This is a genomic window from Simiduia litorea, assembly GCF_042853465.1.
In the GTDB taxonomy this organism is placed as follows: Bacteria; Pseudomonadota; Gammaproteobacteria; order Pseudomonadales; family Cellvibrionaceae; genus Simiduia; species Simiduia litorea.
The window spans coordinates 4,067,495-4,083,082 of the sequence record NZ_AP031497.1; the positions used below are offsets into that span (position 1 = coordinate 4,067,495).

Genomic DNA, 15,588 nt, shown 5'->3' on the forward strand with positions numbered 1-15,588 from the left:
GTCTGAGACCTTGAACCCACGGAGAAACACCCATGAGTGACGCTATCGTTCACGTATCTGACGCCAGTTTTGACACTGACGTCCTAAAGGCCGATGGCCCCGTTCTGGTAGATTTCTGGGCAGCCTGGTGCGGCCCCTGCAAGATGATCGCCCCTGTTCTCGACGAGCTGGCCGGCGAACTGGCTGGCAAAATCACCATTGCCAAGATGGACGTTGATGCCAACAAGGAAACCCCAGCGAAATTCAACATTCGCGGTATTCCAACCTTGATGATTTTCAAGAATGGTCAGATGGAATCCATGAAAGTAGGCGCTCTATCAAAGTCGCAGCTGGTTGAATTCATCAACTCGGCACTATGATTCTCAACTAAGCGCTGCGAAAGCAGCGCTTAGTTTTTGCACTATCAAGATTTTGTGTTTATACTCAGCCCATCTTGAGTTACCCCGTCTGATCAAGTCCTCGAACACAAACTGACAATAGGCCTACCGGCCATCTATAACCGTTCGGCTTATCTTGGATTCAGTTCAGACATCGGCAGATGTGGCCCCTAGTTGGCGCCCGACCCAAAATGTCAAAATTTGCCTCTAATAATTTCAGCCATAAGCACCCAATTTCGTATTGAATACTTTTTTATTTTCTTTACCTAGCGCACTACCCCTAGATCGCAATTTGAAATCGCGGTGACGGGTTCACTTATCCCCCATAAAGCACTATTTTATGAATTTAACCGACCTAAAAACAAAATCTACTGAAGTACTCCTCGAGCTAGCCAAAGGCATGGGCCTTGAAAATCTGGCTCGCTCACGCAAACAAGACATCATTTTTAATATTCTTAAGCGCCATGCAAAGGGCGGTGAGGATATCTATGGCGATGGCGTGCTAGAAATACTTCAAGACGGTTTCGGTTTTTTGCGCTCGGCCGAGGGCTCTTATCTCGCCGGCCCCGATGACATCTATGTGTCACCTAGTCAAATTCGACGTTTCAACTTACGTACCGGTGATAACATCTCCGGCAAAATTCGCCCACCGAAAGAAGGCGAGCGCTACTTTGCTCTGCTAAAAGTTAATGAAATTAACTTCGACAAGCCCGAAAGCTCGCGCAATAAAATACTGTTTGAAAACCTTACCCCCCTGTTTCCTAACGACCGTTTGGTGTTAGAAGCCGGCAACGGCTCCACCGAAGATTTAACCGGCCGCATCATCGATTTGATTGCGCCGATCGGCAAAGGTCAGCGCGGCCTGATCGTCGCCCCGCCAAAAGCCGGTAAAACCATCATGATGCAAAACATTGCGCAAGCGATAACGCGCAATAACCCAGAGTGCCACCTTATCGTTTTATTGATTGATGAACGCCCTGAAGAAGTGACTGAAATGCAACGCTCTGTGCGCGGCGAAGTGGTCGCCTCAACATTCGATGAACCACCATCGCGCCACGTGCAAGTTGCGGAGATGGTTATCGAACGCGCCAAGCGTTTAGTCGAACATAAAAAAGACGTGGTTATTTTACTCGACTCCATCACCCGCTTAGCCCGTGCGTATAACACGGTTATTCCGTCATCCGGCAAGGTGTTAACCGGTGGTGTGGATGCGCATGCACTGGAAAAACCCAAGCGCTTCTTCGGCGCCGCGCGCAACATCGAAGAGGGCGGTAGCTTAACCATCGTCGCCACGACCTTGGTGGACACCGGCTCGAAAATGGACGAGGTGATCTACGAAGAGTTTAAAGGCACCGGTAACCAAGAATTACATTTAGATCGAAAAATTGCTGAAAAGCGCGTCTACCCAGCCATTAACATTCGCCGTTCTGGCACCCGTCGCGAAGATTTATTGATGAAAGAAGACGAGATGCAACGGGTGTGGATATTACGTAAGTTGCTACACGACATGGAAGACCTATCGGCAACCGAATTCCTGACCGACAAGCTGAAAGACTTCAAGAGCAATAACGAATTTTTCATGTCGATGAAACGAAAATAAAATGAGCCCGCAAATGCGGGCTTTTTTCTGCACACTAAAATTTCATACTTTTGTACGTAATCGATAAGGAGCACACTATGGAATGGTTAGATAAAATCGAAACAATGGCTATAACCTACGGGCCTAAGCTCGTCACTGCACTATTGGTGCTTTGGGTCGGCTGGAAACTGATTGGCTTCGCCATGAAGATGCTCGACAAGGCACTGGAAAAAAGCCAAACCGAAATCACTTTACGAAAATTTCTGGGTAGCTTGATCGGCTCCATCTTGAAAGTGATGCTAGTGATAAGCGTCGCCTCTATGGCCGGCATTCAAACCACCTCGTTTATCGCTGTCCTCGGTGCCGCCGGCTTAGCCGTTGGCTTGGCGTTACAGGGCAGCCTATCGAACTTTGCTGGTGGGGTGTTAATTTTGCTCTTCAAGCCATTTAAAGCAGGCGATTTTATTGAGGCTCAAGGTATCGCTGGCAAGGTAAAGGACATTCAGATTTTTACCACTCGAATCGTCACCGGCGACAATAAAATGATCTTCATTCCAAATGGCCCACTCGCCAATGGCAATATCATTAATTACTCCGCGCAAACACACCGCCGCGTCGATCTTGTGTTTGGCATTGGCTATGGCGACAGCATCGACAAAGCGCGCGAAACCATTAACAAAGTCATTGCCGCAAACGAGAAAATCATCAAAGACGATGAGGAAAGGCTACCTTTGGTTGTTATTTCGGCACTGGCCGATAGCTCGGTAAATTTCACCGTCCGCGTTTGGACTACCACCGAAGACTACTGGGCGGTTTTCTTTGCCATGCAAGAAAATGTGAAAAAAGCTTTCGATGCCGATGGCATTAGTATCCCCTTCCCGCAACGCGATGTTCACCTTCACCAAGCTTCTTAAGGCTGAGGTGATTGTGCTATGGTATTGCCCTCACTAGAGGGCAATACCCGTAATGAAATATACCGACCTTCGCGACTTTATCGCCCAATTAGAACAACGCGGCCAACTCATCAGAATTAGCCATCCGGTCAACCCTCATCTAGAAATGACCGAAATTTGCGACCGCACCTTGCGCGCAGGTGGCCCCGCACTGTTATTTGAAAACCCCATAGGTTTTGATATGCCCGTATTGGCAAACTTGTTCGGTACACCCGAGCGCGTAGCCCTTGGCATGGGCGAAGAAAATGTCGAAAGCCTGCGCGAGGTGGGCAAAATGCTCGCGTTTTTAAAAGAGCCAGAGCCGCCACAAGGCTTCAAAGACGCCTGGAATAAATTACCGATATTTAAACAAGTGCTTAATTTGGCTCCCAAGGTTGTAAATAAAGCCCCCTGCCAAGAGATTCAGTTTGCCGGCGCTGATGTCGACTTACACAAACTGCCCATTCAAACCTGTTGGCCCGGCGACGCGGCGCCCTTGGTAACTTGGCCTTTAGTTATTACCCGCGGCCCGGAAAAAACCCGGCAGAACTTGGGCATTTACCGCATGCAATTAATTGGTAAGAATAAACTCATCATGCGCTGGCTTTCCCATCGCGGCGGCGCGCTCGATTTTCGCGAGTGGTGCGCTGCCAATCCAGGCAAAAAATTTCCTGTCTCTGTAGCTTTAGGTGCAGATCCAGCCACAATATTGGGCGCGGTCACACCAGTGCCAGATAACCTCTCGGAATACGCCTTTGCCGGCTTACTGCGTGGCGATAAAACCCAAGTAATCAATTGTGCAACTAACGATTTGCAAGTACCAGCCAGCGCCGAAATTATTTTGGAAGGCACCATAGATCCCGCTGAGCTAGCCGATGAAGGTCCTTACGGCGATCACACCGGATACTACAATGAAGTCGATAAGTTTCCAGTATTTACCGTCGAGCATATGAGCTGGCGCAAAGACCCAATTTATCACTCCACCTACACAGGCCGCCCACCGGATGAACCCTCCGTGCTAGGTGCCGCACTGAATGAAGTTTTTGTACCTATTTTGCAAAAACAATTTCCCGAAATTGTGGATTTCTATTTACCTCCAGAAGGCTGCTCCTATCGTCTCGCCGTGGTCACTATTAAGAAACAATACCCCGGCCATGCCAAACGGGTAATGATGGCCGTGTGGTCTTTTTTACGCCAATTCATGTACACCAAGTTCGTCATTGTTACCGATGACGATGTGAATGCGCGCGACTGGAACGATGTCATTTGGGCAATTACCACGCGCATGGACCCAGCAAGAGATACGCTGCTAGTAGAAAACACGCCTATAGATTACCTCGACTTCGCCTCACCCGTTTCAGGCCTCGGTTCGAAAATGGGAATGGATGCCACCAACAAATGGCCGGGTGAAACCGATCGCGAATGGGGCGAGCCCATCAAGCGCGACCCGGATGTTGTTAAGCGTGTCGATGAAATTTGGGAGCAATTAGGCATCGTATTAAATGACCATTAACATTCAAAGCATTGCGCGCCAGCTGACCCATACTGTTGCTGCCGCGCTCTTAGTCATTACACCGCTCAGCGCTTTGGCACTAGATCAAGACGGAAAACGCATCGGCTTAGTATTGAGCGGTGGCGCCGCACGCGGCCTTTCGCATATCGGTGTGATTCGCGCACTGCAAGAACAAGGCATCGAAGTAGATGCCATTTCCGGCACGAGTATGGGCGCTATTATCGGCGGCATGTACGCCAGTGGCTACAGCGTCGAACAAATGGAAGTGATTGGCACAACCTTAGATTGGAGCTACGGCTTAACCGATAAACCGCCGCGCGACGATCTTACCTTCAGGCGTAAACAAGACGATCGGCGCCATTTGTTACGCACGAAATTAACCGTGGTAGACGGCGGCATAAAAATTCCGGCCGGCGTTATCGACGGGCAAAATCTCGACTTGGTACTACAGAATATTTTTTACCACACCAACGATGTCGATAATTTTGATCATTTGAAGATTCCCTTCCGCGCGGTTGCCACAAACTTAGAAACAGGCGACGCCGTCGTTATGGGCAGCGGCTCATTAAACACTGCCATTCGAGCCAGCATGTCAATTCCCGGTGTGCTCGCACCGGTAGTGCGAGAGGGTGTGCTGTTAGCCGATGGCGGTATGGCCGATAACTTACCGGTTGACGTTGTGCGAGGCATGCAAGTCGATAGGGTCATAGCCGTCAACATCGGCACGCCCCTGAGCAAAGCCAAAGACATTAGTAATCTATTTGCGGTATCCAACCAAGTAAGCACTTTTCTAACCATTAAGAATGCGCAAGAGCAAATTGCCACACTCACGGATAGCGACATTTTATTGCAGCCCAACTTAGGCGAAATTGGTTCTTTCGACTTCAGTCGTGCCGAGGAAACGATCAAACTCGGCTATGATGCCGTTATGTCACAGGCGGACGCGCTAAGTTCCTTTGCCAAAAACAGCCCACTGACCTTCAAAGAACTAGCAGATACCCACGCACCAAACATATCGAGTATTTCATTCGACAATAAGAGTTACATGCACGTTGAAGCACTTCGATTGTTTATCAAACAACCCCTTAACGCACCCTTTGATAAAAGCCTGCTCGAGCACAATATAAATACTTTATATGGCTTAGATTATTTTTCATCGGTCGACTATCGCTTATTAGATGATGGTCAGGGCGGAAAGCGTTTGCACCTTCTCATCAAAGGCGAAAAAAGACATACCGGTTTCATGCGTTTCGGTTTTAATACCAGCGATGATTTTCGCGGCGACAACTACTACAACCTAGCTTTCGCCTATAATAAAACCGGCATCAGCAACTATGGCGCTGAGTGGTTCACCCATGTACAACTGGGCAACGATATCAATATCCGCACGGAGTTTTACGCACCACTCGACTATGAGTCACCTTTCTATGTTCTTCCACTATTAGAATATACGGCGCGTGATATATCGCTCTACGACGATACGTTAAAGAATGAAGTACTGTTAGTTCGCGACAAGCGCACCAGTGCCGGTTTTTTTACCGGCTACCAGTTTAGCAACTACACCGACATCAGTGCCGGTGTGGTGCGCTCAACGGGAACTCTAAATGTTGAAATCGGACTGGCGGATATTGAGCACCTAAACTACGACTTAGGATATATCGAAACTCGGTTTAAGTTAGATAGTGAAGACAATGTTTATTTCCCAACCTCGGGCTCGCGCGTCGACCTATCAGCCAGAAAATTTGATCAGACCCTAGGTTCTGATGAAGACTATTATGAAGCCGATATTTTACTGTCGAGAGCTTTTAATTTTGGCGCTCACACCTTTCTCACCCGCGCGCGCGCCGCGCGCTCTGACGGTTTAAACTCGGTTCCTTCCAGTCGCTTTTATCTAGGCGGCTTAGGTCAGCTTTCAGGCCTGCCAGAAAATAGCATCATTACGCAAAACAACAATTTGCTGTCGCTGCAGTATATTCAGCAACTCAACAAACCGCTGTTGATGTTTGATACCCGCTATTACCTTATAGGCTCTATCGAATACGGTCGCGCATGGAACAACCACACCAGCGATATCCCCTTTAACTCTGGCGACATTTATGCCGGCAGTATTGGTGCCGCCATGGATTCACCCATAGGCCCGATTGTACTCGCCTATGGCTATAACTCTGCCGATCGACAATCGGTTTACTTCGCGATCGGCAGATCTATCTAGCTCATGTCAGTCTGTGGTGTCGCTTGCGAAGGACGCCACAAGCTGCCCAACACCAGCGCCGTAGTCGCCACGAGAAAGCCAGTAAAGTGCGGTGGTACTGCGGCGTCCGGCATAGTGAGCTCACACACTATCCACGTTACAACGCCCAGAATAATGCCGAGCCCAGCGCCAAAGCTGCTGGTTTTTTTCCAATACAAACCCGCCAGTAGTGGCGCCAATGCCATCACCATCGTCACTTTATAGGCATTCTCTACCATGTGGTGTATGGAGGTTTCCTGACCCAATGAATACAGCGAGTAGAGTGCCACCAAAATAGCGAAAGCCACCACCACAGCACGGGTCAACCACAAGAATTGATGATCGGTAAAATAATTTTCCGGTAACATTTCTTTAATGATATTTTCAGAAATTGTCACCGAAGGTGCCAGCATGGTGCCGGATGCTGTACTCATGATGACCGACAATAATGCGCCGTAGAAAATAACCTGCGCATAAAGCGGCAAGTGATTAATAATCAAGTTTGGCAAAATTTGTTGTGGGTCTTTCTCCAATAAATCTGCCGTCATCTGCGGATCGACAATAAACGCCGAATAGGCCAGAAAAATCGGCACAGCGGCAAAAAAGAAATACACCACCCCACCCAACACCGTGCCCCACACTGCGATATTTTCATTCTTGGCGGTATTAGCGCGCTGAAATACATCCTGCTGCGGCAAAGAACCCAAAGCCATGGTCATCAGTCCAGCCACAAACGTAATAATTGCCGTCCATTCCAAAGCCGGCCAAAACTCAAACTTGCCAGCCGCCGAGGCGTGCTCAATAACCGGGGCCACACCCCCCGTAAGGTCGGCAACTAACCACGCAATCCAAAGCAGCCCCAACACGATGACCACCATTTGGAAGGAGGTCGTTATCGCCACAGACCACATACCACCAAACAGGGTGTAGAGCGTCACAATAAAGATACCGAGCAAAATACCGTTCTGCATGCTCAAAGCGCCATCGGTGAGCACATTGAACACTAAACCTAAGGCGACAACCTGCGCCGACACCCAACCCAAGTAGGACGCCGCAATCGCGATGCTAACGGCAATTTCAATGGGGCGATTAAAACGATTACGGTAATAATCTCCGAGAGTTAGCAGGTGCATGCGGTATAGAGGTCGCGCCAAAAGCAGACCGAATAAAATCAAGCACAAGGTGGTACCGAAGGGGTCGGATATTAACCCACCTAAGTTTTCTTCCATAAAAGTTGCGGGAATACCGAGTACGGTTTCGGCGCCAAACCAAGTGGCAAACACCATCGCAATTACCACCATCATGGGCAAACTGCGCCCGGCACTGATGTAATCCTCAGTATTGGTAACCTTCATGGCAGCATAGAGGCCGAGGCCGATAGAGAACACCAAGTAAACCACAACAAATTCAAGCAACATAAGCCTTAGTCCCGGGCGAGAAGAGCGCTAAGTCTACCCAAGTCTAAACATTTGCAAAGACCCCAAATGAGCCAGCTCGTACTCAGGCAGGCCTTTTTGCTCACGAATCCTTGCCACAGCCTGAACTTCGCCGCTATCGGCCCCTGAAAACCCACCCACCGATAGGCCACTTCGAAGGAAAAACTCCGTTTTAGGGGTTAAATCTCGCGTCACTGGCCACCTCTGCCCTTATTTTGGCCGAAACGGCACCGAAATCTTGCCGCAAACTTGCACAGATATTGTACAAGCGTCAATATAGCCGCCCTTCGTCTAAACTGAGTCTATCGACCGCTTTTTGTTCGAATGCCAAGGATTTACAGGCCAAACCTTACTGCGAGCTCTTACTGAATGACAGGCAAAACCATGAACATCCTTGATACAACATACATTGGCTCGGTTAAAGCTGCTTTTGCACTGTGCCTAGCGTTGGTTTGCACGCCACTGTTGGCGCAGACCAATAACTACAGCGCCCTCACACAGGCCAGCCAGCCACAATTTGTCGCCCGATTGGAAACACCCAGCGCACCAGATCAGGGCAGCCTACTCGGTCGCACGCCTGCGGCCACCATGGAATACCGAATAGTTTCCGAACGCATCAATAACCGACGCTTTTTTAAGCTTATTGCCGATGCAATTGCGGTGAATAGCGACGCCAAAACACTGGCAAAAAACGCGACCTATATTTCCCGGAGCCGCAGCGCGGTACCGGTTGAGCTACAGCCAAACGACGCTATCAGCTTTGCCTTTGACGGCAAAAACACCGTAGTCATGAGCCTAAATGGTGTGCAACTAGCCAGTTATCAATCAGCCGACTTCTTCCGCATGCTGCTGTCGACTTGGGTTGGCGAAGTACCCATTTCTAGTCGCTTTAAGCGAGAAATACTCGGTAAAGAAACGCCGCCAAAGGACGTTGCAGACCTGTTTATAGCCTCAGCGCCGAGCGCCGAGCGCAAACTAGCCATCGCCCAAGCTCTCGCTACCCCTGCACCGGTGGAAGCTGTTGCTACCACGAGTGTCGCCGCGGCTACAGCAGCCGTCACCAGTGCACCGGCAGCCAAAATAGCTTCGGTTCCAACACCACAACCTAAAGCTACTAAAGCGCCCGCACCGGTATCGACGCCTACCCCAGCCGCGGTGAAAGTAGAAACCAAGCCCGAACCAAAAGTCGCTGTAGCGCCTGCAGCCAAAGCGCCAGTTAAAACACCAGAGGCCAAACCTAGCCCTACACCTGTCGCCAAAGCCGAAACAGAGAAGAGCAAACCTGCGAGTGCCCCAGCCGTTGTTGCTAAGCCTGCCCCCGTAGAACTGTCTGAGGAAGAAGAGGCGCGTCGATTACTGCTGCGTCAGGAGTATTTGAAAGGCCTGAATCGGGATATCAATATTCAAAAGCACCTCCCCGCCGCCGCCTTCACCCGCCGCGCCGAAGGCTCTGTGCGCCTTGCTATTGCGCTGGATAAAAACGGTAAACTGTTGAAAGTTGAGGTCGTCGAGCCGTCGCGCTACAGCATGTTTAACGACCAGGCCCTAGAGGCCGTGAGCAATGCTCAACCCTTCACACCGCCACCCGCGGATTTAGAATCAGATCCGTTCGAATTTGAAACCACCCTGTATTACGATTTGCCGCTATAACCTGTAGGTAGCGCAGAAAAAAGGCCGGTATCCCCGGCCTTTTTTTAGAGTCTCACACATCAATTTAACGGTGTTAGTTAATTGGCCTTGCGTTTAAAGCCGGCAAATAATCGTTTAACAACACGCTTAACATTCGCTTCTATATGATCGATATTGCGAGTTTCATCCAACATTTTACTGCCGTATACCTCCCACAACTCCGCGTTATCTTTTGGGTTCAACAGCGCTAAATTTAAAACGCCAACGGGGTACTCTGACATCGCTGGATCGGCCGACCAACCGACAAAGTTCATACCGTCGTTGTCGCGCTGCCAGCCGCCGTAGTCGACCTCATCGCCAACGCTTGCCGTGCTGGCTTGAATTTCCGTGAAGCGGTAGTCAACCAAGAAATCAGCCTGAACATTGTCGACTAACTGATAGCCTCGCTGCTGTAACTGCTCATCGACTGCCTGGCGGACTGATGCATCGAAGCGCTTCATTAACGCACTACTGGTTACGGGCTGACTTTGCCAGGCGTAGGTTTTCGCCGTCAACAGGGATTTACTGGCAGATTGGGTTTCCATCACTTTTATGCCACTACACCCCACCAGAAGCGCAGCGCCAAAAAGTGCGATACTCATGCGCATAAAGGTCTGAAACATCGATCGATTTGCTATGTCCATAAACTGAACGTCCTGTGATGTTTAGCGGAGAAAACGCCAGTTTAGCATAGGCTCTTTCGGCGCCCGTCTCAGGCTCTGGTCTTTTTGACCTAATTTCTACCACCTTTACAAAAACCGACTAGGATGCAAGCAACCTATAAGGTAACCTTGCGCCAACAAAAATTGTGTAATTAGCCCACGAAGGATTCGTTTATGTCTTCCCGCAAACCCTTAGCTCAAGCCTTGCGTTGGATCTGTGCCGCTGGCTTGCTCGGCACCATGAACCTCGCTAACGCAGACACACTGAATCAAATTTACGAACTGGCGGTTAAGAACGACCACCAAATTCGCGCCGATGAAGCCGCCTACCGGAGCGCCATCGAAGCCAAAGCCATTGGCCGTGCTAACTTATTGCCGCTGGTCAGCGCCACCGCGTCCTATAGCCATAGCGACATAGATACCACGGTAGGCTCGCCCCTAGGTAGCGCTAAAACAGATACCAAAGTGTGGGGCGCGACATTAACTCAGCCGCTGATCAATATGGCTGCGTGGTTTGGTTACCAGCAAGGCATTGAGTTAACCGAAAAGGCCGAAGCCGATTTCAGTGCCGCCCAACAAGATTTGATCGTGCGCACGGCCACAGCCTACTTCAACGTGCTGCGCGCCATTGATACCCTAGAAGCCTCCATTGCCGAAGAAAATGCCAACTCGCATCAATTGGCACAAACCAAACAACGCTTCGAAGTGGGGCTAACGGCCATTACCGATGTACACGAAGCACAGGCTTCCTACGACATCGCGACAGCACAAACACTAACGGATCGCGGTAATCTTGGTATCGCCTTCGAGGCACTGGAAGTGTTAACCGGTACGCCACACAACACCATCGCACCGCTCACAGAGGCCTTCCCAGTTACCAAGCCGCAGCCCGAAGCCCGTGGCGACTGGGTAGATTTTGCCCTGCAAAACAACTACAACCTGAAGTCGGCGCGCTTTGCCTCAGAAGCTTCACGACGCGGTGCGCAAGTGAGCCACGCGGCACATTACCCAACACTATCAGCCTCGATTGGTTACAACGACACCGACGCCGATGTTGCCGACACTGTCTTATTTGACCGCGCTAACAACGGCGCCACCGCGTCCATTAATTTGAGTGTGCCGATTTTTGAAGGCGGTGGCACCAGTGCCAGCTCGCGCCAAGCCCATGAAAGCGCCAACCAAGCGCAGGAGCTTTACTACAAAGCTCAGCGCGACACCATTCAACAAGCGCGCTCACTACACTTGTTGGTTACCACCGATGTGGCGCGTGTTGCAGCGCGCAAGCAAGCCATTACCTCGAGCCAAAGTGCGGTATCCGCGACGCAGGCCGGCTACGAAGTGGGTACCCGCAACTTGGTCGACGTGTTACAAGTTCAACGCACGCTCTACCAAGCGCGCCGCGATTACTCCAATTCGTTGTACGACTATGTGATCAACCAATTTCAGTTGAAATCCGTCGCGGGTAACTTAACCCCGAATGATGTGGTGGAGATCAATCAATGGTTGAACGACGCTGCATCGGTCAACCGCGCTAAGTACGAGTAACTCACTCAGAAAAAAACCGGCAGCCGCCGGTTTTTTTCTATCTAGATGTGCGTCACTCAAGGCTTACTGCCGCTCATCAATAGCAACGCATCAAGCACCCACTGCTCACACCCACCATCGGCAGCGCAGCGTTTGTAATACCACCGCTAAAGCTATCCACACCACTGACGCGCCTGCGGAATTCAATGGCATTAATCCAGTGTCCTATCAATCAGCGCTAACAAACGGGCTAAAGCACCGCGATTGGCATTTGCCACCGACAGCGCCGCCTGGCCCTGCTGTTCACTCAGCGCAGAGTCGCTGAGTATTCGCACCACGGTGGTAGCGAGATGATCGGCGTCTGATGCAAAAACCATCGCACCAGCCGTCTCCAAGAGACGAGCCACCTCGGTAAAATTAAATACGTGCGGACCACTGATAATGGGCTTAGCCCATGCCGCCGGTTCAATCATGTTATGGCCACCGCGCGGCACCAAGGAGCCGCCAACAAAGGCGAGATCGCAGGCACCGTAAAAGACTTGCAGCTCGCCCATGGTGTCGCCTATCAGCACATCAAAAGGGCCCGCAGCGCCGCTACTGCGCCGCACGGTGATCCAACCCTCGGTTTCAGCCATGGTTGCCACGCGATCAAAACGCTCCAGATGGCGCGGCACCAATAGCAAGCGCAAGTTTGGCAGCTGCTGGCGCGCCAACCTAAAGGCCGCCAACAGCTGCTCATCCTCGCCGGCATGGGTTGATGCCGCCAGCCACAAAGGCTGCGCCTCAGGTGCCCATGTTGCGTGCAGCGCCTTGGCGGCCTCGCGTTGGGCCTGACTGAGGGTGAAATCAAACTTAATATTGCCTGTCACGGCCAAGGCAGCTGGCGGCAAACCAAGCGCGAGAAAGCGATTGGCATCGGCTTGCTGCTGCGCGGCAATCGCCGTTAGTCGCCGCAACATCGGCCGCGCCAGCCACGCCATACGGGCGTAACCACGAGCCGATTTTTCCGACAAGCGCGCATTAGCCAACAGCGTCGGAATGCCACGCTTGGCGCAGGCGGCGAGTAAGTTCGGCCACAACTCGGTTTCCATAACAATCAACAGGGCAGGCGTAAACTGGCGAAAAAAGCGCCACCACACATCGGGCAAATCATAGGGCAGATAGACGTGGTCCACACTCGCACCCAGGCTTTGCCGAACCCGCTCTGATCCCGTCGGCGTGGTGGTCGTCACCAACAATCGATACTCGGGATAACGCGCTTGCAGCGCCCGAATCATATCCAAAGCCGCTAGGGTTTCGCCTACCGATACTGCGTGCACCCAAATACTTTTACCTAAGGGTTTATCACCGGCCAAGGCAAAGCGCTCGCCCCAACGCTGCGCATAAGCCGGCGCCAGCTTGGCGCGCCACAGTAATCGCAAAGCCACCAGCGGCAGGGCTAAATAAAGTATCAGGGTATATAAAACGCGAATCATAGAGAGGCAATCTGCAAAATAGATGGCAAGCATACCGAAACCCTCGGCTGCAGGCCAAGCATCCGCCACCGCAACGCGGCAATTGCCGTATAATCGACACAAATCACAAGACGCAGTGACCATGCCTGAGCAAGCTACATCCCTTCACTTCGACACAGTTGTCATCGGCGGCGGCATCGCCGGGCTTTGGCTGAGTAACCGATTAAAAAACGCGGGCTATAACAACCTGCTGCTGGAGCAATCAGGCCTCGGCGATAATCAATCTGTAGCCTCGCAAGGCATGATTCACGGCGGCATGAAATACGCGCTCGCCGGCGCGCTCACCGGTGCCAGCGAGGCCATCGCCGATATGCCCAAACACTGGGCCGATTGCCTAGCGGGCAAGGGCGATGTCGACCTGCGCGGCGCAAGCGTGCTGAGCCAGCATTTTTACATGTGGGCCAGCCCGAGTGTCACCGCCCGCGTCACCACCTTTTTTGCCAGCAAGGCGCTGCGTGGTCGTGTGGACAACCTCGCAGCCAACCAATATCCCCCCCTATTACAAGCGGCGCAGCGCAAGTTTGATGTCTATAAACTGGTGGATTTAGTGTTAGATGTGCCGAGTGTGGTAAAAGCCTTGCGCGACAATTTGCCAGAAAATTGTCGCCTCATCGATTGGCAAAAAGCCCGCTTGGTGCGCACCGGCGATCGGGTGCATCTGGAGATTTCCAATGCAGATAACATCCTAAAAATTTCTGCCCAGCGTTTTATTTTTACCGCCGGCAAAGGCAACCAAACCCTACTCGAAAACATTGCCTGCCAAGCGCCAGAAATGCAAACCCGGCCGCTGCAACAGGTGATGGTAAAACACAAGTTAGGTTATGAATTTTACGGCCACTGCTTAGGCACCGATAAAACACCGCGCCTGACAATTTCAAGCCACCCCGCCGACGATGGCGAACTCATTTGGTATTTGGGCGGCAGCTTAGCCGAGAAAGGCGTTGCGCTTAGTGCGGAAGAATTAATTCAGCGCGCGCAACAAGAGCTCGCCGAACTCATGCCCTGGATCGACTTATCAACGGCGCAATGGGCCACCTTAAACATAGACCGAGCCGAACCCAAGCAACATAATTTCGCTCGCCCGGACAAAGCCTTTGCCGGTCGCGCCGAGGGCGTAAGCAACGTCTACGTAGGCTGGCCCACTAAACTAACGCTGGCACCCAACATGGCGAACGAGATGCTAGCGCAATTACAGGCCGACCAGATAGCGCCAAGCCATCGCCAAACCAACTGCGAGTTTTTACCCGAAGCGACGCTGGCAGCCACACCCTGGCAGCTTGCCTTTACAGCAAAGGACGCTACATCATGAGTTTGCGTCGGCTAGGTAGTACCGATATTTTTCTCAGCCCCTTAGGTTTAGGCACTGTAAAGCTGGGTCGCGATCAAGGCGTGAAATATCCCAATGGCTTTACTATCCCCGACGATAAACAAGCGCTGGCACTGATCAATCAAGCGCGCGCGCTGGGTATCAACCTGATCGATACGGCACCGGCCTATGGCGAAAGCGAAAACCGTTTAGGGCCGCTGCTGAAAGGCCAGCGCCAGGATTGGGTGATCTGCTCCAAAGTTGGGGAAGAATTTAACCAAGGCCAATCGAGTTTTAATTTTACGCCAGAGCACGCCCGCTTCAGCGTCGAGCGCAGCCTCAAGCGGCTCCACACCGATTGTATCGATATTGTATTGGTACACTCCAATGGCGAAGACCAGCACATCATCGAACATTTTGGCATTCTAGAGTTGTTGGCTGATTTAAAAGCCGAAGGCAAAATTCGCGCCTTCGGTATGTCCACCAAAACCATTGAAGGCGGCTTGCTCGCGGCGCAAAAATCTGACGCGGTAATGGTCACTTACAATCTCAATGAGCGCAGCGAACGCTGTGTCATCGACTACTGTGCGACCAATAACAAAGGTGTGTTAATCAAAAAAGCGCTCGCCAGCGGCCACATTTGCCAGGCACCTGATAAGGCAAACCTAGAAAGCAGCGCCCCAACGGCGGATCAAGATCCCATTGCAGCCAGTATGGAATTTGTCTTCACCACGCCGGGCATTACCAGCGCTATCGTTGGTACGATAAACCCCGCACACCTAGCACTGAATGTGGAAAAGGCGCAGGCCGTGCTGAAGGCCGCGAAATAAATAATAGCAATGTTAGA

12 protein-coding genes are annotated in these 15,588 nt (G+C 51.4%); 9 read left to right on the plus strand and 3 right to left on the minus strand.

Going from position 1 to position 15,588, the window contains the following annotated elements; all coding sequences use genetic code 11:
- Positions 1-32: 32 nt before the first annotated feature.
- The 5 genes from trxA (at position 33) to ACGHTT_RS18015 (ending at position 6,613) form a co-directional block, all read left to right on the plus strand.
- Positions 33-359, plus strand: a complete 327-nt coding sequence (gene trxA / locus ACGHTT_RS17995; protein WP_390592373.1) for a thioredoxin TrxA — start codon at positions 33-35, stop codon at positions 357-359.
- A 358-nt stretch (positions 360-717) separates the two neighbouring features.
- Positions 718-1,977, plus strand: coding sequence for a transcription termination factor Rho (gene rho, locus ACGHTT_RS18000; protein WP_290259738.1), 1,260 nt, complete (start codon positions 718-720; stop codon positions 1,975-1,977).
- Positions 1,978-2,054: 77 nt separating this feature from the next.
- Positions 2,055-2,870, plus strand: coding sequence for a mechanosensitive ion channel family protein (locus tag ACGHTT_RS18005; protein ID WP_390592374.1), 816 nt, complete (start codon positions 2,055-2,057; stop codon positions 2,868-2,870).
- A 52-nt stretch (positions 2,871-2,922) separates the two neighbouring features.
- Positions 2,923-4,401: a 4-hydroxy-3-polyprenylbenzoate decarboxylase gene (gene ubiD / locus ACGHTT_RS18010; RefSeq protein ID WP_390592375.1), complete on the plus strand. Its 1,479-nt coding sequence runs from the start codon at positions 2,923-2,925 to the stop codon at positions 4,399-4,401.
- On the plus strand, positions 4,391-6,613 hold the full coding sequence (locus tag ACGHTT_RS18015; protein WP_390592376.1) for a patatin-like phospholipase family protein: 2,223 nt from the start codon (positions 4,391-4,393) through the stop codon (positions 6,611-6,613). Before ubiD ends, ACGHTT_RS18015 begins: the two co-directional genes overlap by 11 nt.
- Here ACGHTT_RS18015 and ACGHTT_RS18020 read toward each other — a convergent pair.
- Complete coding sequence (locus tag ACGHTT_RS18020; protein WP_390592377.1) at positions 6,610-8,049, minus strand: sodium:solute symporter family protein; 1,440 nt, start codon at positions 8,047-8,049, stop codon at positions 6,610-6,612. The two genes, ACGHTT_RS18015 and ACGHTT_RS18020, sit on opposite strands and share 4 nt — an antisense overlap.
- Before the next feature lie 402 nt (positions 8,050-8,451).
- Here ACGHTT_RS18020 and ACGHTT_RS18025 point away from each other — a divergent pair, with 402 nt between their 5' ends.
- Entirely contained in the window at positions 8,452-9,717 is a 1,266-nt protein-coding gene (locus ACGHTT_RS18025; RefSeq protein ID WP_390592378.1) for a TonB family protein, read from the plus strand.
- Between the two features lie 77 nt (positions 9,718-9,794).
- Here the strand turns inward: ACGHTT_RS18025 and ACGHTT_RS18030 are convergent, their stop codons facing one another.
- A complete protein-coding gene (locus ACGHTT_RS18030; protein WP_390592379.1) occupies positions 9,795-10,379 on the minus strand; it encodes a DUF4136 domain-containing protein in 585 nt (194 codons plus the stop codon).
- Positions 10,380-10,571: 192 nt separating this feature from the next.
- Between ACGHTT_RS18030 and ACGHTT_RS18035 the strand changes: the two genes are divergently transcribed.
- Positions 10,572-11,942, plus strand: a complete 1,371-nt coding sequence (locus tag ACGHTT_RS18035; RefSeq protein ID WP_390592380.1) for a TolC family outer membrane protein — start codon at positions 10,572-10,574, stop codon at positions 11,940-11,942.
- 191 nt (positions 11,943-12,133) lie between these two features.
- Here ACGHTT_RS18035 and waaA read toward each other — a convergent pair whose 3' ends face one another.
- On the minus strand, positions 12,134-13,396 hold the full coding sequence (gene waaA, locus ACGHTT_RS18040; RefSeq protein WP_390595082.1) for a lipid IV(A) 3-deoxy-D-manno-octulosonic acid transferase: 1,263 nt from the start codon (positions 13,394-13,396) through the stop codon (positions 12,134-12,136).
- Between the two features lie 22 nt (positions 13,397-13,418).
- On the opposite strand from waaA, the gene ACGHTT_RS18045 reads away from it, so the two are divergent.
- Together ACGHTT_RS18045 and ACGHTT_RS18050 are read left to right on the plus strand one after the other, a co-directional pair.
- The gene (locus ACGHTT_RS18045; RefSeq protein WP_390592381.1) at positions 13,419-14,744 is read left to right on the plus strand and encodes an FAD-dependent oxidoreductase; all 1,326 of its coding nucleotides are present in this window, start codon (positions 13,419-13,421) and stop codon (positions 14,742-14,744) included.
- Positions 14,741-15,571 carry an aldo/keto reductase gene (locus ACGHTT_RS18050; RefSeq protein WP_390592382.1) on the plus strand — a complete coding sequence of 277 codons (831 nt, stop codon included), beginning with the start codon at positions 14,741-14,743 and terminating at the stop codon, positions 15,569-15,571. Before ACGHTT_RS18045 ends, ACGHTT_RS18050 begins: the two co-directional genes overlap by 4 nt.
- Positions 15,572-15,588 lie beyond the last annotated feature (17 nt).

What these genes read in the sequence shown, in the direction of transcription:
- ACGHTT_RS18025 (WP_390592378.1), top strand. Translation starts at nt 8,452, where the DNA reads ATGAACATCCTTGATACAACATACATTGGCTCGGTTAAAGCTGCTTTT.
- ACGHTT_RS18015 (WP_390592376.1), top strand. Translation starts at nt 4,391, where the DNA reads ATGACCATTAACATTCAAAGCATTGCGCGCCAGCTGACCCATACTGTT.
- ACGHTT_RS18035 (WP_390592380.1), top strand. Translation starts at nt 10,572, where the DNA reads ATGTCTTCCCGCAAACCCTTAGCTCAAGCCTTGCGTTGGATCTGTGCC.
- ACGHTT_RS18050 (WP_390592382.1), top strand. Translation starts at nt 14,741, where the DNA reads ATGAGTTTGCGTCGGCTAGGTAGTACCGATATTTTTCTCAGCCCCTTA.
- ubiD (WP_390592375.1), top strand. Translation starts at nt 2,923, where the DNA reads ATGAAATATACCGACCTTCGCGACTTTATCGCCCAATTAGAACAACGC.
- ACGHTT_RS18030 (WP_390592379.1), bottom strand. Translation starts at nt 10,379, where the DNA reads ATGGACATAGCAAATCGATCGATGTTTCAGACCTTTATGCGCATGAGT.
- trxA (WP_390592373.1), top strand. Translation starts at nt 33, where the DNA reads ATGAGTGACGCTATCGTTCACGTATCTGACGCCAGTTTTGACACTGAC.
- ACGHTT_RS18020 (WP_390592377.1), bottom strand. Translation starts at nt 8,049, where the DNA reads ATGTTGCTTGAATTTGTTGTGGTTTACTTGGTGTTCTCTATCGGCCTC.
- waaA (WP_390595082.1), bottom strand. Translation starts at nt 13,396, where the DNA reads ATGATTCGCGTTTTATATACCCTGATACTTTATTTAGCCCTGCCGCTG.
- rho (WP_290259738.1), top strand. Translation starts at nt 718, where the DNA reads ATGAATTTAACCGACCTAAAAACAAAATCTACTGAAGTACTCCTCGAG.
- ACGHTT_RS18045 (WP_390592381.1), top strand. Translation starts at nt 13,419, where the DNA reads ATGGCAAGCATACCGAAACCCTCGGCTGCAGGCCAAGCATCCGCCACC.
- ACGHTT_RS18005 (WP_390592374.1), top strand. Translation starts at nt 2,055, where the DNA reads ATGGAATGGTTAGATAAAATCGAAACAATGGCTATAACCTACGGGCCT.